Genomic DNA, 21,177 nt, shown 5'->3' on the forward strand with positions numbered 1-21,177 from the left:
TCTCCGCAATCTTCCCGAACAAACCAGATTGACTGCGGTATCCAATCAAAACGAAGCATGCTATGAACACTCTCCTAACTGACGACGAGCGCCGAGGAAAGGTAACCAGCACCAAAACGGTGTATCAGACGCTTCGCACCGAGATTCTGAACCTTGCGCAACGACCAGGAAGGCTTCTTGACGAGGCAACGCTGGCCGACCGGTTTCAGATGTCCCGTTCCCCGATACGCGAAGCGTTGATTCGGCTGGTCGGCGACGGTCTTGCAGTCGTGCTTCCCAACCGAAGCACGATTGTGTCGCCAATCGAACTGGAGGCGTTCCCGAAGTACGTCGAGGCGCTCGGTATCGCTCATCGCCTGAACTGCAGACTCGCCGCGACAAATCGTACGGACGAGGATCTGGTCATGATTGCGGCTGCTAACAAGGAATTGCTCGAGACAATCGCAACAGGTGACTATCTCAGCGTTTCTGCGGCCCACAAGAACTGCAATATGGCGACAGCGCGTGCAGGCCGGAATCCCTACCTGGCTGCGTTCTATGAGCGCCTGCTCGACGAACGCCGTCGGATGTTCAATCTGCACATCGAGCACCTGGGACAGACACACGATGCGAATCAGTTGTATCAACAGCACGAGATGATGTTGAAAGCCATCCGCGCCTGCGAACCCGACCTGGCAGACAACCTGGCGCTGGAACAGACAAGGCACTTTCGGGAGAGCTTTTTCGAATTCATGCGAAGCGACCAGGTCTCTGAGGTTGACCTGAGCAAAACCGTCGAGGGGTCATGAGGTGCCTGTTCTGGGTCGGCTGGTTGACGTATTGAACGCGACATCCGGCGGTTGTCGCCTTTAACAAGCGGGTTACGTCAACTGGAGGTACGGGCTTCAGACAGTTTTGTTAGGACGACATTTTAATTTGTCGGATTTCCAGTCAAATATTGCCAGGTGAAGAAGCTCAATGCACTGATGTGCACCATTCGAACGGATTGATTGACCACACCATCACTTTCTTTTTTGGGGTCGACATGTTAGGTAACTCTCGCTTGACTCTTGGTGCCGCAGCATGTGCGGCATTTCTCTCCGCTGCCCTCGCAAGCATGCCGGCCAAGGCCGATGATGCAAACACGTGGCAAGCCGTCAAAAAGGCGGGCGTACTTCGCTGTGGCGCCGCTGTCGCACCTCCCTATGTTATGCGCGACCCCAGTACCGGGACGCACAGCGGATTCTTCAGCAGCCTGTGCCGTGACTTCGGTGAGAAGATTCTGAAGGTCAAAGTGGAGTTCGTTGACACTACGTGGGACAACATCGTCGCCGGCTTGCAGTCGGAAAAGTGGGACCTCTCCATGGCGCTCAACGACACGCCTGCCCGACGGGAAGCCATCGATTTTTCCGCTCCGGCCATCGACTACAGCCTGTCGTTCGCGTACAACAAGAAGAATCCCAAGTTCGCGGGAGGTATCCACTCCCTTGCCGACATCGACAAGAAGGACATCAGAATTGCCGTCATGTCTGGCACCGCCGCGGACAAAGCCATTACTGCTGCCCTGAAGCAGGCAGAGATTGTTCGCTTGCCGGGGGACGATGAGGTACGGCTTTCCCTTCTTTCCCGCCGAGCAGATTTGGTTGCAGACCCGAGCATCACGAACATGCTTCTTACGCAGGCGCACCCGGACTGGGCAGCAGCGTTCAGCCCAACGCCCCCACTCGCGCACCAGAACGTTGCGTTTGGTCTTCGCAAGGGTACTCCGCCTGCGGACGTTGCAGTTCTCAACGACTTCATTGCGTCTCAGGTGAAGTCTGGGTCGGTCGACAAGCTTGTGAAGGCTTCGGTTCAACAAATGCTCGACGCCGCAAAGTAACAACTTCCGTATTCAAGCCGCCAACGACCTCTAAAAAACCCCGTTGGCGGTCTGATTGGAGACTGATTGAACAGCGCCCCGACGAGAGCGCATAACTCGAGGCCACTCTGAAGCCGCAGGTAGCCGAACAGTCATTGAAATGGGCTGGGCTGCAGCGCCATGCAAATGGAACAGGGAGAGAGGACTTGCGCAACTTGTACGCATCGCAAATGGAACGGCGCCGCGATGCCGGCAGGGCCATCGCAGCGCTCGGTGTATTACTTCTCTATGTGTTACTTGTTCGAGGTGAGCATGGCCTGGACCGATGTCTTGATGAGGCGATTGACGGCGCCCGATTTGACCTGCTCATTGACGTACTTGTTCAGGACGGCGATGTCAGCCGCAGGCGTCTCTTTCCGAACGCCGAATGCGACTTCCTGCTGAGCAAGAGGCGGGGTCGGCTGGACGGTGGCCGCCCATTCGGGATGCGCCTCGGTCAACAGCATGTTAGTGATGTTGGCGTCAGCAAGAAGGTCAGCGCGTTTCGACATGAGAGCAAGACGCGTCTCATCGTTGCCTGGCAAGCGCATGATTTGAGCCTGTTTGATAACTGCCGAAATAGCCTTGTCTTGCGCAGTTCCTGACATGACCGCGATAGTCACGCCCTGCTTGTCAATTTCCGCAACAGTGTGAGCACCCTTCGGAATTTTCGGGTTGTTCTTGTTATAGACGAACGAAACGTTGTAATCCGTTGCCGGCACCGAGAAGGAAATCGCCTTTTCGCGGTCCGGTGTGTCGTTCAGCGCCATCGAAAGGTCCCACTTTTCCGACTGCAGACCTGCAACGATGTTGTCCCACGTGGTGTCGACGAACTCGACCTTCACCTTCAGGACGTTCTGTCCGAAGTTTCGGCAAAGCTCGGAGAAGAAGCCGCTGTATTCCGCGGTCTTCGGGTCGCGCATCACATACGGAGGCGCGACCGCCGCGCCGCATCGCAGGACACCTGCCTTTTTCACGCTCTGCCATGCGGAGGAGTCGTCAGCGCGAGCCGGCACACTGGCAATGACGCAACCAGCGGCAACCAGACACAACAAAGCTTGACGGGTAAAACGAGACAGCCGAACCATGATGACCTCTCAAACAAGGGGAATCCCGGCGACGAACATGCGTACGTCACACAACTATGTGTGCTTAGATGTGTGCACCTGTGTATGCATAATAGGAAGTCAAAATTCGACTTGTCAACTAGGCGATTGCCCTGGCCTTCCGGGCGAAGGCCGACGCAAAAGCCGGGCGGTAGAAGCGGAGGCGGCAAAGCAGCGCGATGCACCGTCTGGCACAGGCACTGACGTTGTGGGACGGCACCATGCTGCAGACGCTCTCGGATATGGCACTGAGGGTGTGTGATGCGGGCAGCGCGGGCATCGGCCTAGTGGAAACGGACACCGACGGCACGCCCATCTTCCGCTGGGTCGCGGTTTCGGGTGCATGCCTTGCCGCCGTGGGCAGCACCATCCCGATTGCGGAGAGTCCAGGCGGCGTGACGCTTGAACTGGCAACGGGGCAACTCTTTTCCTTTCCCTAGCGCCACTTCGCCTTTCTGAAACACATTGCCCCCGAGATTATCGAAGAACTGGTCGTACCGATTCCGGGCGAACCTGACCCGTGGGGCACCCTGTGGGTGATGTCTCACGACAGGGAACGCGTTTTCGATACCGAGGACCGTAGAATCCTCACCAGTCTCGCGAACTTCACCTGTGCAGCGCTCACGATGACCCGGGCAAAGGCCGACGCCGAAGCGCGCGCGTCAGAGGCGGAGGCATCAAGGAATGCTCTGACTCTCGCCGAAGCACGCAAGGACGACTTCATTGCGTTGCTGAGCCATGAACTGCGCAATCCTCTCGCACCCATTGACAGTGCCCTGACGGCCGCACGAAAGCTCGCTACAGATAATCCCGCCGTGTTGTCTGCGCTCGGCATCGCCGACAGGCAGATGCGGATACTCAAACGACTCGTCGGCGACCTGCTCGACGCGTCCCGGATAAGGCATGGAAAGCTCTCCACTCGCCCTTCATACGGGCTGCTCCAGGATATCGTGGCCGATGCAGTGACGGCGATGAAAGCCGACGTCAAAAACGGTGAGCACCGCATCCATGTGACCATTCCGCCGTTTCCGGTGACCGTTCACGCCGACGCTGCCCGACTCACCCAGGTCATATCGAATCTGCTGACGAATGCAGTGAAATACACCCCTCCCGGCGGCGACATCACTTTGTCAGTCGAGGCACCGGACCTGAGCATCGAGCCGATACACGATTCATCGCCCCGCACTGCGGTCATCACGGTGAGGGACAACGGCGCGGGCATTTCGCCGTCACTGCTGCCACACGTCTTCGAGATGTTTGCCCAGTCGGCGTCAGCACGCGGAAAGGCAGAAGGCGGACTCGGAATCGGACTGGCGGTCGTGAAGCATCTGGTTGCCGCACACAACGGCACGGTTATCGTTGCGAGCGACGGTGAAGGCCAAGGGACGGAAGTCACCGTGCAGCTCCCCATTGTCTGCAAAAGCACGAGTGCCCCCGTCGCGTCCGCGACACGCACCATGGCACCGGCTCGCATCCTTCTCGTGGACGACAACGCAGACGCCACGGCGGCGCTCGGCACATTGCTGGAGCTGGAGGGGCACGAGGTGAAGCGGGCACAGAGCGGACCCGACGCGCTCTCGATAGTGGAATCATTCACGCCGGACGTTGCGCTGATTGATATCACGATGCCAGGGATGGATGGCATCGAGCTCGCACAACTACTTCGCCTTCGCGCCCAATGCTCCCTGACGAAACTGGTCGCATTGACCGGCAGTACCGATGCCCCAGGCAGACCTCAGATTGATGAGCGGATATTTGACTGCCATCTCATCAAACCGCTGTCGCTCGATGACCTCGCGGATGTCATGCGCTCATGGCGTCGCGGTCGGCGGAAAGTGTCGATGGGGACGGCATCATTCCCGGGCAGGCTAATTCCGCCGACTCACTGGTTACGAAAATCTGGCACAGACGTTGGGACGCGACCCGACATCGTAAAGACTGGCACCGCTCGTGACACATCGAGGACGGTATCCGGAACATATAAAGGAGGCTACCCCTCACGGGACATGCCATCGCCCCGAACGGCCAATATGCCGTCGGCGGGAGTATTGTGCAGGGAACAAAACTCATCAAGGATTCCCGCATCGTCGCCAGCTTCGAAACCGGGGGCGAAGCGCATGCCCCAGGACCTGATTGGCCGCGCGCTTGAGTAGACAGCCACGACTAACCCAGTGTCGCCAGCAGCTTCATGAAGTTGCGCTTGGCACGATAGGTCTCGCGGATGGTCTGCAGTTCATCGGCGAACTGCGCATGCTCCTTCAGTTCTGCTCGCAATTTCCCGATAGTCCGCACGATGCCGAACGCCTCCTCATAACGGGCGTTACGCGTTCCACTCTCGGCGGCGATGGGTAGCAGGCGGTGATACAGGACAATGGCGTCGTGCGGATGGGTCTTTGAGCGAATGGATGCCATCGTTGCCCACATAGTTGTCGCCACGGGACCGCCGCAGAACGTCTTCCACCCCGTGTCGTACTCGCGCCCGGTGAGAAAGATTTTGACCAGTTCGGTTCGCGTCGGCATCTGCCAGGAATTGCGCTTCGCTTTGGTCGGCGCCTCTTCAGCACGAACAAGACTCCACAGATGATTGAGCGCGCGCTCGCGTGTCATATCATGCTGGCCAGTCGCGCTGGCGACATCCATCAGGGCGGCGAATGCTTCTGCACCCGGGTGCATCCCGAAACGCTGCCACGCGAGCACATCAGCCTTCTCGAATTCGCCGCGCCGCAGGTGCTCCTGGATGCAGAAGTCGAGCAGACGCTGGTCCACGTTCTTGCCTGACTCCATGAGGCCGCGTTCGGCCCACGCGAGTCCTTCGTCGTAGCGCCCGTGCTTCGCGCAAAGCTCTGCGACCAGCAGGAAGCGGTAGGGACTCGACAGGTCCTTTGACCGGATGCGAACCAGTGCGTCCACATCGCCGTCGAGGTCGGCCAGCGCCTCCATCGCGCGTTCCAGTCGCATGCGTAGCGGGTCGAACGACCGGCGAAACTCATTGCTCGGCGCCAGTGCCGGCAGGCCGTCCCATCCGTTTTCTACAAGCATGCGGTACCGATGAATCCCAAGGTCGCCGAGCGGTTCGGCGTAAGCCGGCAACACATCGTAGAAGGTATCCCACACGCCGTCGGTCTGGAACCGGAACAGTCGCTCCGCGAGCTTCGTTGGGTCCGGTCGCGTCTGTCGACATGCTTCGAGATGTACGGCGGCAAGCTCCATGATGGCCGGCATCACATCACCCCCGGAGTCATCAATCTGCTCGAGACTTGCTTCGGCGCCGGCAATCGCCAGTTCCGCAAGCTCGACCACCTGGGCGGCCTGAGGACTGGCAAGCCGCTGCCGCAGCATGTCCGCGAGCGCCATCAGGCCGTCGCCGTACGCGCCGGCTTCGCGCCAGTCGAGCGGCCGCGAAATGCGCGTCGCCTGTCGTACCGCGGTCTTCATGCCCGAGAGGTCACTGGCGTTTGCCGCACGCGCCGCGAGCAACAGCCTGTCGCGCAGCGCCATGTCGCGCTCGACCGCTTCCAGCAACAGTTCGCGCACGGCTTCCGCATTCAGCGTCGCAACATATTCACGAATCTGCTCCTCGTACGTCTTGCGCTTTTTACGAGGCTTTGCCGGCTTTGACTCATCGGCATGAAACACTTCCGCGCCGGTATTCTCGAGCCACGACAGGGCGACCGCGACCCCGTGCTTGCAGAAGATACCGTCCTCGCCGACCGGACAGTCGCATTCGTAGGTCAGCTCGCCGTCGTCGCCCGCGCCAAGTTCGACGCGGTACCTGTGCGTGCCACGTACGTTCGCGCGAAGGACACCATCGCGCTCTTCGAGGCGTGATACGGCGCCCTCATGAAAATACGCCTTGCCGCGCCCGAACGTTTTCGTGTCCGCGAGCGACTGGATTTCGGCGAGGGTAATGATGTCGTGAAGTGGTGACTGGCTGGACATGGCGTACGTTGGAGATATGCGAGAAAGAAGGATGCACGAGCCAATCGGCTGTGGCACGAATCCGCAAAACCAACGGCCACCCAAAGGCGCCCGTCGCATGCGAAATTCCCTGACTCTGCAGGAGGAATTCCAATTTCGGGAGGGACCAGGCGCGTCCGTTGGTACTACGTCTTTCCTTGAGCGATACGACAGATATAAGCAGTCGAGGGGTACTACCAGCACGGTTTGTCAGCGCCCCAAGCGTAACGCTCCCGTAGAGCGGCGGAGCGCACAATTCGGACCCTGTCGACGTCGACGAACGCAGCGGAATCAGCGGCGACGTGGAGTCAGGTCAAGCGAACCGTTCACCCATCCTCACGTCGTCTCCACAACTTACGCGTCGGACTTCCACGGCCATGAGGGGTAGACTCGCCCACTGCTTTCAACGCTCTCCCGTTGGTCCTCGGCTTGTCCGCCATTACGCTCGACATCGCCAGCCCTCGGAGCCTCGTCCGCCTGCAAGCTTTCGGAACTGCCATCGGTCGAATCAGCGCACACGTCCTCGCCAGCTTTCACCGACGGCAGGCCCACACCGAACCACCGAACGTCGCTACGCAACGCTGCGACGTACGCACGCCATCCGTTTGCGTTGTCGGCAAACAGGCTCCGTCGAACAGTGGAAGCAAGACGCTTGCGATTCAGCTCAGGCTCAAGCAGTTCCCGTGGCCATGCGAAGAAGGCGTCTGACACTCGCTGAACAAACTGCTCTGCTGTCATCCGCGGCGATACCTGTTCGAGGAGCGGGAAGCCTCCAAGCGGGTCGTGCGCTGCGGCCAGTTCGCGTACGGTCTTGTGGCCGTCACCACATTTCAGGAGACGGTTCACGACCTCCAGTACATCTCCAAGGTGAAGCAACAAGGCACGGCGCTCGAATGCATCATTCATCTGCTCATTTCTCTCTACGTGAGTCGAAGCACAATTCTAGCTTGCCCGTCGCGCAGCGCTGTGAGAGGCACGGTGTTCGCGTTTTCCTTGAGCGGCAAAAACTCGGACTTCTTCGCGGACCTGTCTGACAAGGCGTCCATCCTGTCGATTTATCAGCAACCCGGAACTGCCGATGCATGGCGAGGCGACAGGAGTCGCCCTCAGGCAACGCGGGCGCCGCGGATGTCGATGGTCAGGGTTCGGGCCGGCCTGTGCCGTCGGCCGTCCAGCTCCTGGCAATTCTCTGAGGCCCACTCACCTCGAAATATCCGGTTTCAGAAATCACAAATCCCTGGTCAACATTGCGGGCGTCTGCGGCGTTAAGGAGATGAACGGTGAAAACCGTCCCGTTACCTGAACGGAAAACCTGCTGGAGCGGAACATGAAAAACACGAACGGGCAGTCCCTGCGTTGTCAGGTCGAAAAGTGGCTCGCACCGGCTCCCACGATGCACGTTCATGTAACCAGATTCAGTCGCACCGCAGGGAATGGGAGACGCTACGTGTGCGTCGAAACGTCGTCACCAGCCGGAGCGCGCGCGTTGTTTTTCTTCAGGCACGATGACGGCAGGTGGAGCGTGTTCCCGCCCACTGCCAATAGGCGGAAGTCAACTGCAGAGCACCCTCTCGTGCAGGGGGCCCCGCCGCCACCTTTTGATGACGGTCACGAGTTCGCCGCGCTCAATCGCGGCGCTCGGGATTCAATCTGGTTTCGGGCCGGTGCACGGCTATCGAGCCGCATTTTCGTAAGATGAGCGAAGTCCACGGACACGTGGGGCGCCACTGCACGGCGCCTCGGCCGTCCCGGCACAAATCGAGCAAGCGTGAGCTATGCAGGTGCAGACCGCCCGAGCGACGGGAACTGAACGAGTTCTGAGTTTTGCTGCTAAGCATCTCGACGCGGCCGCGCCGGGAACGAGCGAAATGTCGAGCGCTCAGAATCGGCGTTTTACCCGGATTGACCCATGTACCACAGCAGACTACAACTTCACTGTCGGAGTCTCGGATAACGTAACTGCGATTGAGCTAAGGCCATTCTTTTGCGTGTCAGCGAGTTGCGCTGAGGTGTTAGCTTGGATAGATTTTCGCTGCCTGCTTACCCTTCGGGCCTTGCTTCCGGCCAAAGCTTACCTTCTGGTTTTCCTGCAGCGATTTGAAGCCTTTTGCCTGAACCTCGGGAAGTGCGCAACAGATCCTCCCACGGTTTTGGATTGGATGGCTTTGACGAAACAATACCCGTTGCGCAATGTTCTCTGAGTGGAAGTCCAATAGGCGCACAGCTCACTCGAACGTCTGAGGCCCCTTTAGCGTTAAGGGGAGATTTCATCGCCCAGTATTCCCAAGTAGTGACTTGCCGCCTCTGTACGAGGCTGTTTTTTTACGTGGGACGTCCGTTCCCGACAAAATTTGAAGAGCACCCGTCTCGGCGCGAGCCTGGTAACAGACGTGGGCGGACATGACGTGCGCCCGAACGGCCGACCAGCGCCCACGAGAGCTGGGCTTGTCCGATAGCGGCCAGGTCGCAGTGTGCGGCCAGGCGCGTTAGGTCGCCGCGCCGTGCGACCACGGGTTCAACGTTCCTTCAAATTATTGCTTCGCCGCTTTTGCTGCTTTCTCGACTGCCTGGTCAGCCGCTTCGGTCACCTCCGATGCGGCTTTTGTTGCGGCGTCCAGGTTACTTTGCGCGACTTCGACTGCCTGCTTCGTGGCCTTTTGCACGCTTTCCTGAGTGGTGTTGGCCAGCGTGATAGCTTGTTTCAGAAATGCGATTGCGGCTTCGGAGCCGACCGGGGCGTTTTGCGCGAGATTCTCGACGAACGATTGAACCTGGCGGCTGACCTCCTGGTACCGCGCATTGACGACCTCTGCCAGTTGCGTTTGCGTGGTCGACGCAATTTCCGCAACCTGACGTTCGTACGTCAGGACCTTCTCCGCCGAGTGCAGCGCCAGCGCATCTTGCAGACCGGTAACTTCCTGTCGGTCCTTCTTCGCCAGCCCGTCTTGCTCGCGTTGGTGCCAATCGGCAAGCGTCGTTTTGGCCGTATCCAGATTCAGTCTGACGAGCTTTTCCTCGCCCTCCAGCATTCTGCTGGCCAGGCCGAAAAAGAAGTCAAGATTAGCTTGCTGCGCTGTAGCAGCCTGTCCCTGAAAATCAGCCATGTTCGCCTCCGGAAGATGTATGCCCAACGCCCAGCATGTTCGGCAACGGTGACCAACTGATGAAGCGCGTCGTATGGAAGCTCCCGAGCAGCTGCATTTTCGACACCGGCTCCGCAGGCGTATTGGTCTTGGCCACGAGCCCGTACAACGTCCTCAGCACTGGGCTGCGTAAGGGTGCTCTGCGGACGTCGACAGATGCAGGAACTGCAAACGACGAAAATACAATTACAGGACGGCAGCGGTCGGGGCGCCAATTGAATCTGCCTATCTGGGGCACACTTGAAAAAGGGTGTTTTTTCTCTCGCCGCCACCTGCTGGATGCGTCTGCGTCCTTATTGCGATGGCGCTTTCGCCGGAGACCATCATCGCGATGTGTGACGAGGTCGTGGAACAGCACGCCGCTCTTTTCCACGCAAGCAGATATTCGCCACTGGAACTTCCCGGACCTGCTGGTGACCAAAGCCGGTGACGCACGAACAGGTGCCGACCTCCGGGTAGGTTTTCCGACAGACCTACGTCTGCGAGCGTTGTCATTGCGCTGCTACTTCACTCGAAGAAAGCGGCGGAGTGACTTCTGGCCACGTACGGGATAGGGAAAACGGTATCCGTGTCGATTACACCGGGCATTTAAAGCGTTAAGTCAGAGCGGGGAAGGCGCGCCGCAACGGGCGTTCAGGTGCAGTGAAGTTCACGCGAACGACATGCCAGCCCGAGTGATGGCGTTCGACCGCAAGCATCAACATCGAAGTCGTGTCACACCTTCGTAGCCTGAAGCACGTAGGTTTGGTCACGATGAGTTACAGGAGCATTGCACGTCATGAATCGTCGTCCGAATCTTGATGTACATCTGCAAGGCACTCTCAAACACAACGGCTCCAGGCGGGCCTTCGCTGCACGACTGGACATGACCATCAAGCGCGCCAAGGTGACCTCCGGTCGGGTGGCCAGGTCACTCGGCGTACCGGAACACGAGGTGACCCTTTGGCGCGCCGGAGTTACCGTTCCGAAGAGCACGGATTGTGCGCGCCTTTCTGAACTTCTCGACGTGGACGTCGTCTGGCTATGCGCAGGTCAAGCGTAAGCGACAGCATGTCATGGCAGTTCTCATCGGACACGGCCTCGCACGCGGTTCGGCTTGTCGCCACTCACCGGCACCTCGGTCGGGTCACGTGCCTGGCTCCTGCCATTGACTGGCAACACGGTCGAAGTGGCATGTTTGAAGACAAGTTGCGCACCCGGGCCAGACTCCAGCAGAACTGCAAACTGGTCAAAGGCGGCCAGTTGACCGCTCAGTCTGATGCCGTTCACGAGGAACACGTTTACGGTGGTCTTGTCGTTCACGGGCATCTGCAAAAAATCGTCTTGTACGCCTGGGCGTCCGGTCATGTTCAAGGTCAAGGCGATAGGTCCTTGGATTGTACCGGCGATACCTGAAGCGGCCAGCCTTTTCGATTCTGGACACAATGATGGCAAGCGGTACCGTAAAGTGGTTCAATGATGCGATGGGTTTTGGTTTCATCACGTCGGATGGCAGCGGTGAAGACCTGTTTGCCCTCTTCTCGGGAATCAGCGCAGACGGGTTCAAGTCGCCGCAAGAGAATCAGGAGGTCAGCTTCGACGTGAAGATAGGGCCGAAGGGCAAGCAAGCCGCGGATATCAAGCCAGTCCAGGAGATAGTCTGTCTCTTTGCCGCTTACGGCGCCGGTTCGTCAGGCGTCGTACTTTCAAGGCGGAGTCGGCCAGGAGCGCCTGTCGAAAAAGCAGAATCCGCCACCAAGCGCCGAGATTGGAAGTCAACGCGAAGCGCGGCGCGGCGGCGTCATCACGCATGACTCGGACGCCAATTGCTTCGACACGTTCGTCGGCGTGGGCCTTTCTGCTCCCGCATCGACGCTTTCGCCTTCCGCTGTGAAACTGGCACGCGGAGCAACTTCACGAGTAGCTGCTCGCGAAAAATCTCTGGAGGATTGAGCAATGGACAACGTTTCGCGGGAAGAGAAGATTCGTGTACGGGCCTACGAGCTCCGGGAAAAAGACGGCAGCCCCGACGGTCGCGCCGACGAGTATTGGGAGCAACCCCGCGCACAGATAGAAGAGGAAGAATCCGATGCCGACGGGAGCGGAGCCGACCTAAAGGGGCGGCTGCCGCTGTGACGAAAACTGGAATGGCGCTGACGAAGAGCCGCCATTGACCGCTTGGTCGAGTTGCAATTATTGAAGGCGGAGCGACAGCGGCGCAATGCTCGCAACGAGCCTCTTCGTTGTCGCTTTGCGCCGACCACTCGACGTTCCGGACGCTATCCAGCGTCGCTGGTGTCCTGCCGCACCGCGCTCCTGACCGCGAGGCTGACCTGGCAGGTTAAACGGCGTGCCTCCGCAGCGACACCCTTGTAAGTCTTCTTCATTCCACTGCTGTCAGAGGCGGGCGCATTCATTCCCTCTTCTTCTGCATTTTCGGCTTCGTCTGTTTCTGCGACATATCGCCCGACTTACCCATGGTGTTTGCGCCGGACGCTCCAGATGGTGACTTTGTAGCGCCGCTTGCTTTCGGCGTTCCCATTCCGGTGCCACCCTGGCCTGCACCGGCGCCCCCTCCACCACCTGTTCCCGCACCCTGCGCGTATGCGGCGTCGATGCATGGCCCGTGAACTTTGACCTGCATCAAGCTGCCAAACGACATGTGGCGACTCTTGCAATTGGTCATGACAAGCGTACTGCTGGTAGACGATGATGCGGAGGCTTTGGCCGCGTGGGGCGCGATCTGTGCCACTGACGGATTTGATGTAAGAAGCGCGAGCGACGGCCAGTCAGCATTGGCAATGTTCATCGAATCCCCAGTCGACATAGTGGTCGCCGACTGGCGCATGCCGGTGATGTCGGGCAGCGAACTCTGTCATCGTTTGCGCACGCTGCCTGGACTAGCTGACGTTGCTTTCATACTGGTTTCCGGCGAACCCAGTCCACCGGCCTTCATCAATTACGACGGCTTCCTTCCCAAACCCGTGGACGGACCGGTGTTGCTGGCCACAATGCGACGGCTGCTGGCGGACCACATAACCCATCGCGAGCAACAGCGCCGCAAGACAACGTAGTCGAAAAGCCGCCTCTTGTGCTGACGAGGGAAATCGAAAGATGGCTGTTGAAAGGAAATGCCGATTCCAAAGGCACGTTGGTAAGTCAGCAAAAATTTCTGCTCGCAGTAATCAGGCCGCCAAGCAGGTGAGACATATCGACAAGGCGCTGCGCGACCAGATGTCGAACCTCACCTTCGCATTGCCATGTTCCGTACACGGCAAGTAGCGATGCGCCGAGCGCTTCCTTTCTCTGCTTCTCGAGCAGGCTCGGCTACACGATTACATTCACGTTGCCGGTCTCGTCTTCAAGCGTCACAAACATGACTCCCTTCGCAGTGCCCGGCCGTTGCCGTGCGGTAACAAGACCGCAGCCTCGTGCGAGCCGCTCGTCGCGATAGGTGCGCAGAGTCGACGCTGGCATCAGCCGGTTTGCGAGCAACTCCGGCCGCAGCAGTTCGAGCGGATGTCGACCAAGCGTAAGACCGACAGACCGAGATAGTCAGCGACGATGCCGGCACTGTGCTCAAGCGACGAGTCCCAAACGCTGATGGTCACATCGACTGGCAGCACCTTGACGCCATGGCGTTGTGCATCCCGTACTAACTGCGAAGGCGAGGAGAAGCGCATCGCTGTCAGTCCGTCTTCGCGACCGATGCGCTCCCTGCTTCGTCCTGCTTTCACGCTCTATCATTGACCGAATGCTTCGCGTTCGAGTTGTTCACGGGAAACGTGGCGCACGTCCTTGCCTTTGACTACGTAGATAATGAATTCCGCTATGTTCGTCGCATGGTCGCCAATGCGTTCGATGGCCTTTGCGATGAAGAGGTAGTCCAGCGCGATGGGGATGATTCGGGGAGCCTCCATCATGTACTTCACCAGCTCATGGACGAACAAACGAAACTGGTCATCGATAGCGTCGTCGTCGCGGACGATTTGTGCTGCGGCAACTGTGTCGAGGCGCGCGAATGCATCAAGCGCACCGCGGAGGATAGTCATGGCCATCTCACCGGATAACGCGATTTCCGCGACATTGATGGTCGGTGCATTGTGGTCTTCTGCAATGCGTCGAGTCCGCTTAGCGACCTTCCGCGCTTCATCCCCAGCACGCTCGAGGTTCGTGACGATCTTCGAAATGGCCATCAGCAGACGCAGGTCGCGTGCAGCCGGCTGGTACCGCGCGATGATGTTGATGCACTCTTCATCGGCCTCTGCTTCGATGGCATTGACTCGACGCTCGTCGGCGATGATTCTGTCGACCAGGTCCAAATCGAGGTGGTTAAGCGCCTGCATCGCATTCATGACTTGCGATTCAACGAAACCGCCCATCTCGAAAACCTTGGACAATACGTGGTTGATGTCAGCGTCGAATCGACTGGAAAGGTGGTTATCGGGCATAGGAATCCGTGCCAGCCAACCCAGCTGTTTTTGTAATCGCCGCGCGGTTTCGTGACCGCTCCATCACGTCATGGCGCGCGTCGTATGGAACAGTGGCCGATGTTCCAGGAACCGTGCAGGAGCATTCAGCGAAGCACAGCGGCGAACCCCGGCCCGCACGGGCAATCCGTTCGGACCGTGGTACAGCTACGATTTTGCTGGTCGACCAGTCTTGACGGTTTCGACCGCAGAAACAGCTGCCAGCAGACCCTCGGCGGTGGGGGCCGAGTCCAGCAAGAGCAGACCAGCGCGAAGAAGCTCGCTTTTTTTCACCGAGACGCCTGCGTCGAGACACTTCTGTTTCAGCGCCGCGATTTTCTCGTAGTCGGACCTCGGCATCGTGAAGCTGTCGCGAACCACCTTCTCTTTCTTCGCGCGTTTCGCTTTCACCTCGGCTGCCGGACTGACTTGCGCTGCCTCAACGGGTTTCGCGCGCTTCTGTTTGCCGGCCTTCGTCGGAGCCGGCTGGGCATCTGGCGCTGCGGCTGCGGCCACGCTCTTCTCATCCGCTGGCTTCTCATCGGCTTTCGCATGGCCGTTGACATTCTTCGGGAAGTGAAAGGCCTTCTTCGTCGGCTTCCTCACGCTGGGTTCACTCATGACCATCTCCAGACTGATTAACGGTATAAACAGTATATACCGTTAATTTGCGATTGCCAGACCGCATTCGAGATGCCGCCCTCATGCCAGGACCATCAAGTTGTCCATACAATCTGTTTGCAAGGCTGTGGACAATTCCCGGGCAAGCGGGACAAGTAGCTGAAAAGATTGATTTTGTGCAGTGCGCGCCGAACATGTGCATTTCGCAGCTCATCTGTGTCGGGCACCAAGTATTGGAGTAAGCGCACCAGTGGTCAACAGAACACAAAAGCGTCCCTAAAGACAAAACGAAGCGATAGGTCTATTCAATTTGCATGCGGTTGGGCAGCGTCGTCTAATCGACCTCCCGAAGTTGCCGTTCCTACTCAACGCTAGGAGAGCGCCATGGCCCAGCCCAACGCTGAGGATGTCATCAAGGCTATTGCCTCCGACACCAATACCCCCACCGAGACCGTGTCGAAGCTGTATGAGGACACGCGGGCCGAATACAGCGACGGCGCGCGGGTGATGGATTACATGACAGTTCTCGTGGCCAAGCGTGTTCGCGAGAATTTGCGACATCGGCACTAGGGCCGAATTGACATCAATAACCATCACGACGCCGTGCAACGCCGCATTCTGCCGCATTGAAGAAGTGCACCGAAAGGCTCCTGCTCCTGTGTCGTTGACGTACCTCATGTGATTGGGTAAGTTCGACTGGTCATAGTTACTACAGGGCGGTGTTGATGGTCGAAGATTACGAAACAACCAGGGAAATCGAAGTCGAGTTGGATGGCACCCGCTATCGGGGCCGCTACCGCGTCATGAGCGGCACGGTTATCGTCTACTTCGAGGACGAAATCAAGTTCGCCAGCCATGACATGAACGGGCCTGACGTAGTTGCTAGATGGCTGCTGACCGACCTGTCGCGACGGGTCGAGTCGAGGAAGCGGAAAGCGTCTGGTAGCTAGAATGATTCAGGAATGGCTGTACTCACGGCCCCACCTGACAGCCTGTACGCAGCATTTCGAGCGCGACCCGTCCGTGGAGTTGCTGCTGCTCCCCCAGATATTTGACTGCCTTCTTCAACGCATGCGGTTCGCCGAGCTGAAAAGCATATTCGCGGAGTAAGGTTTCGCTGGTCACCAAGTCGTTCAAATGGCCAGGTGCTCCCGGACCTGTGCGAGTTGTTCAATCGTACGCGATCCATTGACGACACCCCTCAGAGTAAGGGCGCGGTTCTCATGAGATGTGGTACAGGGCTCAGTCAGCGGAGATCGATGGGCATCTTCCAGGGCAAGAGCGCGTCGTAGTCGTCGACGGTCTGTGCCAGCGGGAGACGCTGTAACAGCCAGGTGAGATAGCGATACGGATCAATGCTGTTCGCCTTGCAGGTTTCGACCAGTGAGTAGAGATTGGCGCTCGCGTTTGCGCCATCGACGGTGTCAGCAAACAACCAGCCGCGGCGTCCCAGGCAGAACGGGCGAATGGAATTTTCGCAAGGGTTGTTCGATATGGGCCAGTTGCCGTCTTCAACGTAACGGATCAGCTTCGGCCACTGCCCGTGCAGATAGGTCAGCGCCTTGCCGAGCAGACTGTTGGGGACGACGCCAGGCGAGTGCTCAAGCATCAGCTTTTCGATAACATCGAGTACGCACGCGCTGTATCGTCGCCGCAATCGCTGTCGTCGCCCAGCCGTCCACGTCTGGCTTCGCGCTTCGGCCGCGAACAGTTTTCCGATCAGGCTGATGAAGCGTGTCGCGAGCAGATCGGGCGGGCGCGCTGCTTTGGGGACATTGTCTTCCGCCTTCACAAAGTACCGTCTTGCGTGCGTCCAGCATCCGAGGTGCACGAGCTGGTACTGTTCAGCGATGCCGTTGTAGGGTTCGTATCCATCGGTCATCAGGGCGGCACCTTTACGGACACCGGCAAACAGCCTGTCAGCCAGCCTGGCGCCACGACCAGGCGTATAGGTGAAGCAACGGATGGGGATGCCCGAACCGGTCATCTGCGCCCACAGATAGCTTTTCGTTTGCGGCTTTCGCCCTTGCTCCTTCAGGACCTGGAACGTCGTCTCGTCGCCGTAGATCAGTTCGGCATCGAGCAGCGCATCGCGCATCAGGTTGATGACGGGTTGCGTCGCAAGACCGACGCGGACCATGCTCGCGGCAATCGTGTTCGACGAGATGTCGCCGCCGAAGCGACGCAGCAGACCGGCCAGGCGATAGAGCGGCATGCCGAACTGGTACTTGCCGGTGGCGATCCACGCGAGCGCCGATTCACTCAGCAGCCCACGCGGGATGATACGGGGCGGTGCCGGCGTAACCTTGATGCCGAGATCGCAACATGGGCAGGCGTACTTGATACGCTGATGCTGGGTGACTCGCAACTGCTCGGGAATGACATTGAGCTGCTCACTGATCTCGACGCCGATCTCGACGAGCGCGTGTCCGTCGTGATCGCAGAAGCGCTCTGCCTCAGGGAGTTCGTGTCGCACGACATCACGCGGCAGATTGGGATCGAGAGGCTTGCGGTGGCCGCGCTTCTTGCGCTTGTGGGCCGCGACCTCGGTTCCGGGGGTATCTTCCTGCGCGGGAGTGGCGTTCGCGCCGAGCGCTTCGGCTTCGTTGAACAGGCCGAACTGGTCCGAGGCGCGCGCTTCGCTTTTCGCGCCAAACAGTTCGCGACGGTAAGCGCGCAGTCGTTCCTCGGCGAGATCGCGCTCAGCTGTCACGAGGCGCAGTGCGCTGCGAACCTCCTCATGATCGCGCTGAAGCGAACCATAGGCCTCTCGCATCGCGAGCAGTGCCTTGAGTTCGTCGGCGTCGATGATCACGTTGATCGGCATACCGCTTAGACCGGCACGCCGGTGACGTGTTCAGCTCACGCGTGCGTAATCTCGACTGGGATGTCGCTGGACTGCGGCAATGTCGATGCCCTCGATAAGCCAGTGCAGCTGCTCGACGCTCAGTGTCGCGACCCGGTTCGCGCTGTCAGGCCACACGAAGCGATCGTTTGCCTCGAGTCTCTTGAGCATGAGCCAGAAACCGTTGCCTTGCCAGCCCAGGATCTTGATGCGATCGCATCTCCGGTTGGTAAACACATAGAGCGAGGAATCCATCGGGTTCAAATGCATGGCCTGCTCCACGAGAATCGACAGGCTGTTCATGCCATACCGGAAGTCGACGGGTTCCCGATGCAGGTAGACCTTCAGGCCTTCGTCGAACCGGAACACGGCATCCTCCCCAGCATCTGGACCACGGTGGTCAGTTCGTCGATGCTCGCCTCGCCGAGATCAAACTCGACGCCGTTGGACAGTCGCACATGCAGTGCGAGCGTCAGCGATGGCGATGGTGACGGTGACGGTGACGGCGACGGCGACGGCGGTGCGGTTGGCCGTGCTGGTGGTGCTGCAACGACAGGCACGAATGCCGTGGGCGAGGCGACAGGTGGGGAGCGTTTGCGCGAACCCGGGATGTCAATGGGCGCGCCATCAATCACCGCGAGCGCGCCCTCCAGTACGATTTCCTCCGGGGCATGTGGACGTTCCTGTTCGCCGGTAGCATCATCCTGCGATGCCGGCGAGATGCCTTTCTCGCGCTCCAGCAGGTACTTCGTGATCCACTTGCGTAGCAGGTTGGCGTTGATCCCGTGCTCCTGCGCCAAGGCGGGCAACCGACACGCCAGAACGCAGCGCTTCCTCAACGAGCGCACGCTTGCCTTTATCGTCGTAACGACGGCGACCGTCGCTGCTGCGTCGAACTACTCTTAACTCTGGATCTTTGTCAGCCATAGGTGTCCACCTCCGAATAGGTGGACACCTATGCTCCTCGCTCCTGTCCCCAGCGGCTAGACGCCGAAAATGGATCGCTTACGTTCAATCGCCGCCAGGTAGTGGTCGTCAAGTACCGGCGTGAAGAATTCGAGTGAATATCGCAGCCTCTTCTCTTCCCCGCGATACGTACATCGTGAAGCGCTGCGTAGTCAGCGTCCCGATTCGAGACCACGCGCCTAACGCGCTTTTTCAACATCCTGCTGGCTTGCTCCGCGCGCCGCGCCGCAAATTCATCCAGTGGCGTCAGGACAGTTTGTGCACAAATCTGATTTTCGGCGGCGGCCATCGCGTGTTGAACTATCCGTTCAACACCAGCATTTGCGATTGTCCTGTTGCTGAACGATAGTGCATCACTTCGATACCGGTCGACCCGTTCAATAAGAGTTTTAAACTTTTTATTAATAGTCAGGCTGATGAACAATACGTCGACGTGCTGATACTGCTTGAGCTTTTCTTCCTGCTCGCGGAGTCGACATTCAGGCCAAACATCTCCCGCTCAGGAATCAACCTGGGGGCGGCGAAGTGAAATCGGCGCTACGCTCGCGCGCCGACCGCGCTCGGCGACTCCGGACGGCTAAAAGCGACTCGAATCCTCGACTTTCTGGACATGCGCGACCCGGCGAATCGATAAAGTGCCTGCCGTCTGCCGTCTGCCGTCTGCCGTCTGCCGTCTGCCGTCTGCCGTCACCGTCTGTCGTATCACGACAATTCTGTCATTTGCATTGCATTCCTGCCCGGACCGCCTATAACGCTGCATAAATAACTCTGTCCGTACTCATGGGAGACGGCCATGTTCGCAAGTGTGAGAGGCTTGCCGTTCCTTTTGCTAGTCCTTGTGCTCCTTTGCATTCCGCGCGTCCCCTACGCGCAGGTGGCGCGAATGGAAGTCATTCCATTCGAGTCGTTGACGCTCACAGACGAGCAATTTCTGGCCGGAAGCGAAGACGGCAAGCGCGTGACGATAGCCGGTGAATTGCGGCTGCCTCGATCCGGGACCGACAGGCTGCCCGCCGTCATACTGCTGCACCCGTCTGGGGGTATCGGCGGCCAGATAGCGGACTGGGAGCAGTGGTTCCTGTCGTTGGGCGTTGCCACTTTCGTTGTCGACAGTTTCACGAGCCGAGGCATAGAAAACACAATCAATGACCAGAGTCAGCTTGGCAGACTCGCCCAGACAGAAGACGCGTATCGCGCGCTCAGCCTTATTTCCAAAAACCCTCATGTCGACGCGAGCCGCGTGATGCTAATGGGCTTTTCCCGTGGAGGGCAAGACACGCTCTACGCGAGCATGGTGCGCTTCCAGAAAGCGCATGCCGATGCATCGACTCCAGGATTTGCAGCCTATGTTCCGCTTTACCCAGACTGCAGTGCCCACTACCTCGATGACGACAACGTATCACAGGCTCCCATTCGCATATTCCATGGAAGCGCAGACAACTATGACCCGGTCGCGCCTTGCAAGGCCTATGTGGAACGGCTGAAAGCCAAGGGGGCGGACGTAGAGCTGACCGAGTTTGCCGGGGTTAATCATATTTTCGATGCGCGCGCCTTCGCACATCCAACCTCCCTGCCGAAAGCGCAAACAGTGCGCAATTGTGCATGGGAAGAACGCAGTGCGGGACATTTGCTTAACGTCAAAAGCAACCTGCCGTTCTCATATGCGGACCCCTGTGTCGAACGGGGCGTGACAATCGGGTACGACGAGAGCGCGACGGAGCAAACGAAGAAGGCAATAGCCAACCTGGTTACCACTACGCTTAAGCCGACACCGACACGTGCCCCGTGATTCCGTTGAGACTGGCGGGAACAGCATTGCTTTGGGCTGTTACGTAAAACGCGCGGAGATTTGCTTTCTGCGAGATCTTCTTCAAAAAATGGCCTTCCACTCGAGGCCACTTATCCACATCCCCCTTTGGAAAACTTTTGTAAAAACAGCCGAACACATTGTGGGCGAAACCTTGATAAATGCGCCGCGGTAACCGGTCGGCTAAAAATTCTCCCTGGCTCCGTTAACCTGTCCGCCCGCGCTCCCAAGGGTTATCGATTCTGCAGCGCATTGATCCGTAAACGAACTTCCACGTTATCCACAGCCGAACGCCCCACTTGTTAACTATTACTACGTATACATATATAAAGACTATAAAAACCGGAGAAGCACGCCGAAACACGCGCAACGTATACGCACATAACGACAGCAACATCGCAGGACGGA

The 21,177-nt window shown here is 58.6% G+C and carries 20 protein-coding genes and 5 pseudogenes; 12 read left to right on the plus strand and 13 right to left on the minus strand.

The features are described from left to right. Positions 1–62: 62 nt before the first annotated feature. Together OKW40_RS16700 and OKW40_RS16705 are read left to right on the plus strand one after the other, a co-directional pair. The gene (locus OKW40_RS16700) at positions 63–788 is read left to right on the plus strand and encodes a GntR family transcriptional regulator (RefSeq protein ID WP_184060942.1); all 726 of its coding nucleotides are present in this window, start codon (positions 63–65) and stop codon (positions 786–788) included. A gap of 179 nt (positions 789–967) precedes the next feature. Then, positions 968–1,858, plus strand: coding sequence for a substrate-binding periplasmic protein (locus OKW40_RS16705; protein WP_429490562.1), 891 nt, complete (start codon positions 968–970; stop codon positions 1,856–1,858). A gap of 272 nt (positions 1,859–2,130) precedes the next feature. Here the strand turns inward: OKW40_RS16705 and OKW40_RS16710 are convergent, their stop codons facing one another. Continuing rightward, positions 2,131–2,964 (minus strand): transporter substrate-binding domain-containing protein, encoded by an 834-nt coding sequence (locus tag OKW40_RS16710; protein WP_429490564.1) that lies wholly within the window; start codon positions 2,962–2,964, stop codon positions 2,131–2,133. Positions 2,965–3,161: 197 nt separating this feature from the next. Between OKW40_RS16710 and OKW40_RS16715 the strand changes: the two genes are divergently transcribed. Next, positions 3,162–3,422: a hypothetical protein gene (locus OKW40_RS16715; protein WP_260321171.1), complete on the plus strand. Its 261-nt coding sequence runs from the start codon at positions 3,162–3,164 to the stop codon at positions 3,420–3,422. 186 nt (positions 3,423–3,608) lie between these two features. Beyond that, positions 3,609–5,135: a hybrid sensor histidine kinase/response regulator gene (locus OKW40_RS16720; protein ID WP_429490566.1), complete on the plus strand. Its 1,527-nt coding sequence runs from the start codon at positions 3,609–3,611 to the stop codon at positions 5,133–5,135. 10 nt (positions 5,136–5,145) lie between these two features. Here the strand turns inward: OKW40_RS16720 and OKW40_RS16725 are convergent, their stop codons facing one another. Both OKW40_RS16725 and OKW40_RS16730 read right to left on the minus strand, forming a co-directional pair. Continuing rightward, on the minus strand, positions 5,146–6,921 hold the full coding sequence (locus OKW40_RS16725) for an SWIM zinc finger family protein (RefSeq protein ID WP_429491990.1): 1,776 nt from the start codon (positions 6,919–6,921) through the stop codon (positions 5,146–5,148). A gap of 372 nt (positions 6,922–7,293) precedes the next feature. After that, positions 7,294–7,845, minus strand: a complete 552-nt coding sequence (locus OKW40_RS16730; RefSeq protein ID WP_429490568.1) for a hypothetical protein — start codon at positions 7,843–7,845, stop codon at positions 7,294–7,296. Positions 7,846–8,266: 421 nt separating this feature from the next. Between OKW40_RS16730 and OKW40_RS16735 the strand changes: the two are divergent. Then, positions 8,267–8,509 (plus strand): annotated as a pseudogene (locus tag OKW40_RS16735) (hypothetical protein); the annotation flags it as partial. Between the two features lie 442 nt (positions 8,510–8,951). Here the strand turns inward: OKW40_RS16735 and OKW40_RS16740 are convergent. Beyond that, positions 8,952–9,059, minus strand: a pseudogene (locus OKW40_RS16740) (cold-shock protein); the annotation flags it as partial. A gap of 411 nt (positions 9,060–9,470) precedes the next feature. Next, a complete protein-coding gene (gene phaP / locus OKW40_RS16745; protein ID WP_184060938.1) occupies positions 9,471–10,043 on the minus strand; it encodes a TIGR01841 family phasin in 573 nt (190 codons plus the stop codon). Between the two features lie 817 nt (positions 10,044–10,860). Here phaP and OKW40_RS16750 point away from each other — a divergent pair. Continuing rightward, positions 10,861–11,124, plus strand: a complete 264-nt coding sequence (locus tag OKW40_RS16750) for an XRE family transcriptional regulator (RefSeq protein ID WP_184060937.1) — start codon at positions 10,861–10,863, stop codon at positions 11,122–11,124. A 23-nt stretch (positions 11,125–11,147) separates the two neighbouring features. Here the strand turns inward: OKW40_RS16750 and hfq are convergent, their stop codons facing one another. Further along, entirely contained in the window at positions 11,148–11,441 is a 294-nt protein-coding gene (gene hfq, locus OKW40_RS16755) for an RNA chaperone Hfq (protein ID WP_260321168.1), read from the minus strand. Between the two features lie 68 nt (positions 11,442–11,509). Between hfq and OKW40_RS16760 the strand changes: the two are divergent. The 3 genes and pseudogenes from OKW40_RS16760 to OKW40_RS16770 all read left to right on the plus strand — a co-directional run. Beyond that, positions 11,510–11,710, plus strand: a pseudogene (locus OKW40_RS16760) (cold-shock protein); the annotation flags it as partial. Positions 11,711–12,017: 307 nt separating this feature from the next. After that, positions 12,018–12,197: a DUF2934 domain-containing protein gene (locus OKW40_RS16765; RefSeq protein WP_184004408.1), complete on the plus strand. Its 180-nt coding sequence runs from the start codon at positions 12,018–12,020 to the stop codon at positions 12,195–12,197. A gap of 548 nt (positions 12,198–12,745) precedes the next feature. Beyond that, the gene (locus OKW40_RS16770; RefSeq protein ID WP_184060935.1) at positions 12,746–13,135 is read left to right on the plus strand and encodes a response regulator; all 390 of its coding nucleotides are present in this window, start codon (positions 12,746–12,748) and stop codon (positions 13,133–13,135) included. 85 nt (positions 13,136–13,220) lie between these two features. Here OKW40_RS16770 and OKW40_RS16775 read toward each other — a convergent pair. From OKW40_RS16775 to OKW40_RS16785, 3 genes and pseudogenes are all read right to left on the minus strand, one after another. Beyond that, a pseudogene (locus OKW40_RS16775) lies at positions 13,221–13,744 on the minus strand (OB-fold nucleic acid binding domain-containing protein); the annotation flags it as partial. A 60-nt stretch (positions 13,745–13,804) separates the two neighbouring features. Further along, positions 13,805–14,512 carry a phosphate signaling complex protein PhoU gene (phoU, locus tag OKW40_RS16780; RefSeq protein ID WP_184060934.1) on the minus strand — a complete coding sequence of 236 codons (708 nt, stop codon included), beginning with the start codon at positions 14,510–14,512 and terminating at the stop codon, positions 13,805–13,807. A 186-nt stretch (positions 14,513–14,698) separates the two neighbouring features. Beyond that, positions 14,699–15,151, minus strand: coding sequence for a hypothetical protein (locus tag OKW40_RS16785; RefSeq protein ID WP_429356394.1), 453 nt, complete (start codon positions 15,149–15,151; stop codon positions 14,699–14,701). Positions 15,152–15,535: 384 nt separating this feature from the next. On the opposite strand from OKW40_RS16785, the gene OKW40_RS16790 reads away from it, so the two are divergent. Continuing rightward, entirely contained in the window at positions 15,536–15,721 is a 186-nt protein-coding gene (locus OKW40_RS16790) for a DUF3562 domain-containing protein (RefSeq protein ID WP_184060932.1), read from the plus strand. Positions 15,722–15,876: 155 nt separating this feature from the next. Then, positions 15,877–16,101 carry a hypothetical protein gene (locus tag OKW40_RS16795; protein WP_184060931.1) on the plus strand — a complete coding sequence of 75 codons (225 nt, stop codon included), beginning with the start codon at positions 15,877–15,879 and terminating at the stop codon, positions 16,099–16,101. Between the two features lie 22 nt (positions 16,102–16,123). Here the strand turns inward: OKW40_RS16795 and OKW40_RS16800 are convergent, their stop codons facing one another. The 4 genes and pseudogenes from OKW40_RS16800 to OKW40_RS16815 all read right to left on the minus strand — a co-directional run bounded on the left by OKW40_RS16800 (position 16,124) and on the right by OKW40_RS16815 (position 18,923). After that, the gene (locus tag OKW40_RS16800) at positions 16,124–16,276 is read right to left on the minus strand and encodes a hypothetical protein (RefSeq protein WP_429490570.1); all 153 of its coding nucleotides are present in this window, start codon (positions 16,274–16,276) and stop codon (positions 16,124–16,126) included. 121 nt (positions 16,277–16,397) lie between these two features. Next, on the minus strand, positions 16,398–17,978 hold the full coding sequence (gene tnpC / locus OKW40_RS16805) for an IS66 family transposase (protein WP_429488555.1): 1,581 nt from the start codon (positions 17,976–17,978) through the stop codon (positions 16,398–16,400). 30 nt (positions 17,979–18,008) lie between these two features. Beyond that, a complete protein-coding gene (gene tnpB, locus OKW40_RS16810) occupies positions 18,009–18,365 on the minus strand; it encodes an IS66 family insertion sequence element accessory protein TnpB (RefSeq protein ID WP_090812353.1) in 357 nt (118 codons plus the stop codon). Next, positions 18,341–18,923: pseudogene (locus OKW40_RS16815) on the minus strand (transposase). The gene tnpB and the pseudogene OKW40_RS16815 overlap by 25 nt, the downstream one beginning before the upstream one ends. Positions 18,924–19,845: 922 nt before the next feature. Between OKW40_RS16815 and OKW40_RS16820 the strand changes: the two are divergent. Beyond that, positions 19,846–20,751 carry a dienelactone hydrolase family protein gene (locus OKW40_RS16820; RefSeq protein ID WP_429490572.1) on the plus strand — a complete coding sequence of 302 codons (906 nt, stop codon included), beginning with the start codon at positions 19,846–19,848 and terminating at the stop codon, positions 20,749–20,751. The last annotated feature ends 426 nt before the right edge of the window (positions 20,752–21,177 follow it).

Source organism: Paraburkholderia sp. RAU6.4a (assembly GCF_050435625.1).
Classification (GTDB): domain Bacteria; phylum Pseudomonadota; class Gammaproteobacteria; order Burkholderiales; family Burkholderiaceae; genus Paraburkholderia; species Paraburkholderia tuberum.

Coding starts and splice junctions, on each gene's coding strand:
- OKW40_RS16700 (WP_184060942.1), top strand. CDS start 63: ATGAACACTCTCCTAACTGACGACGAGCGCCGAGGAAAGGTAACCAGC.
- OKW40_RS16710 (WP_429490564.1), bottom strand. CDS start 2,964: ATGGTTCGGCTGTCTCGTTTTACCCGTCAAGCTTTGTTGTGTCTGGTT.
- OKW40_RS16715 (WP_260321171.1), top strand. CDS start 3,162: ATGCACCGTCTGGCACAGGCACTGACGTTGTGGGACGGCACCATGCTG.
- OKW40_RS16720 (WP_429490566.1), top strand. CDS start 3,609: ATGACCCGGGCAAAGGCCGACGCCGAAGCGCGCGCGTCAGAGGCGGAG.
- OKW40_RS16725 (WP_429491990.1), bottom strand. CDS start 6,921: ATGTCCAGCCAGTCACCACTTCACGACATCATTACCCTCGCCGAAATC.
- OKW40_RS16730 (WP_429490568.1), bottom strand. CDS start 7,845: ATGAATGATGCATTCGAGCGCCGTGCCTTGTTGCTTCACCTTGGAGAT.
- phaP (WP_184060938.1), bottom strand. CDS start 10,043: ATGGCTGATTTTCAGGGACAGGCTGCTACAGCGCAGCAAGCTAATCTT.
- OKW40_RS16750 (WP_184060937.1), top strand. CDS start 10,861: ATGAATCGTCGTCCGAATCTTGATGTACATCTGCAAGGCACTCTCAAA.
- OKW40_RS16765 (WP_184004408.1), top strand. CDS start 12,018: ATGGACAACGTTTCGCGGGAAGAGAAGATTCGTGTACGGGCCTACGAG.
- OKW40_RS16770 (WP_184060935.1), top strand. CDS start 12,746: ATGACAAGCGTACTGCTGGTAGACGATGATGCGGAGGCTTTGGCCGCG.
- phoU (WP_184060934.1), bottom strand. CDS start 14,512: ATGCCCGATAACCACCTTTCCAGTCGATTCGACGCTGACATCAACCAC.
- OKW40_RS16785 (WP_429356394.1), bottom strand. CDS start 15,151: ATGAGTGAACCCAGCGTGAGGAAGCCGACGAAGAAGGCCTTTCACTTC.
- OKW40_RS16790 (WP_184060932.1), top strand. CDS start 15,536: ATGGCCCAGCCCAACGCTGAGGATGTCATCAAGGCTATTGCCTCCGAC.
- OKW40_RS16795 (WP_184060931.1), top strand. CDS start 15,877: ATGGTCGAAGATTACGAAACAACCAGGGAAATCGAAGTCGAGTTGGAT.
- tnpC (WP_429488555.1), bottom strand. CDS start 17,978: ATGCCGATCAACGTGATCATCGACGCCGACGAACTCAAGGCACTGCTC.
- OKW40_RS16820 (WP_429490572.1), top strand. CDS start 19,846: ATGGAAGTCATTCCATTCGAGTCGTTGACGCTCACAGACGAGCAATTT.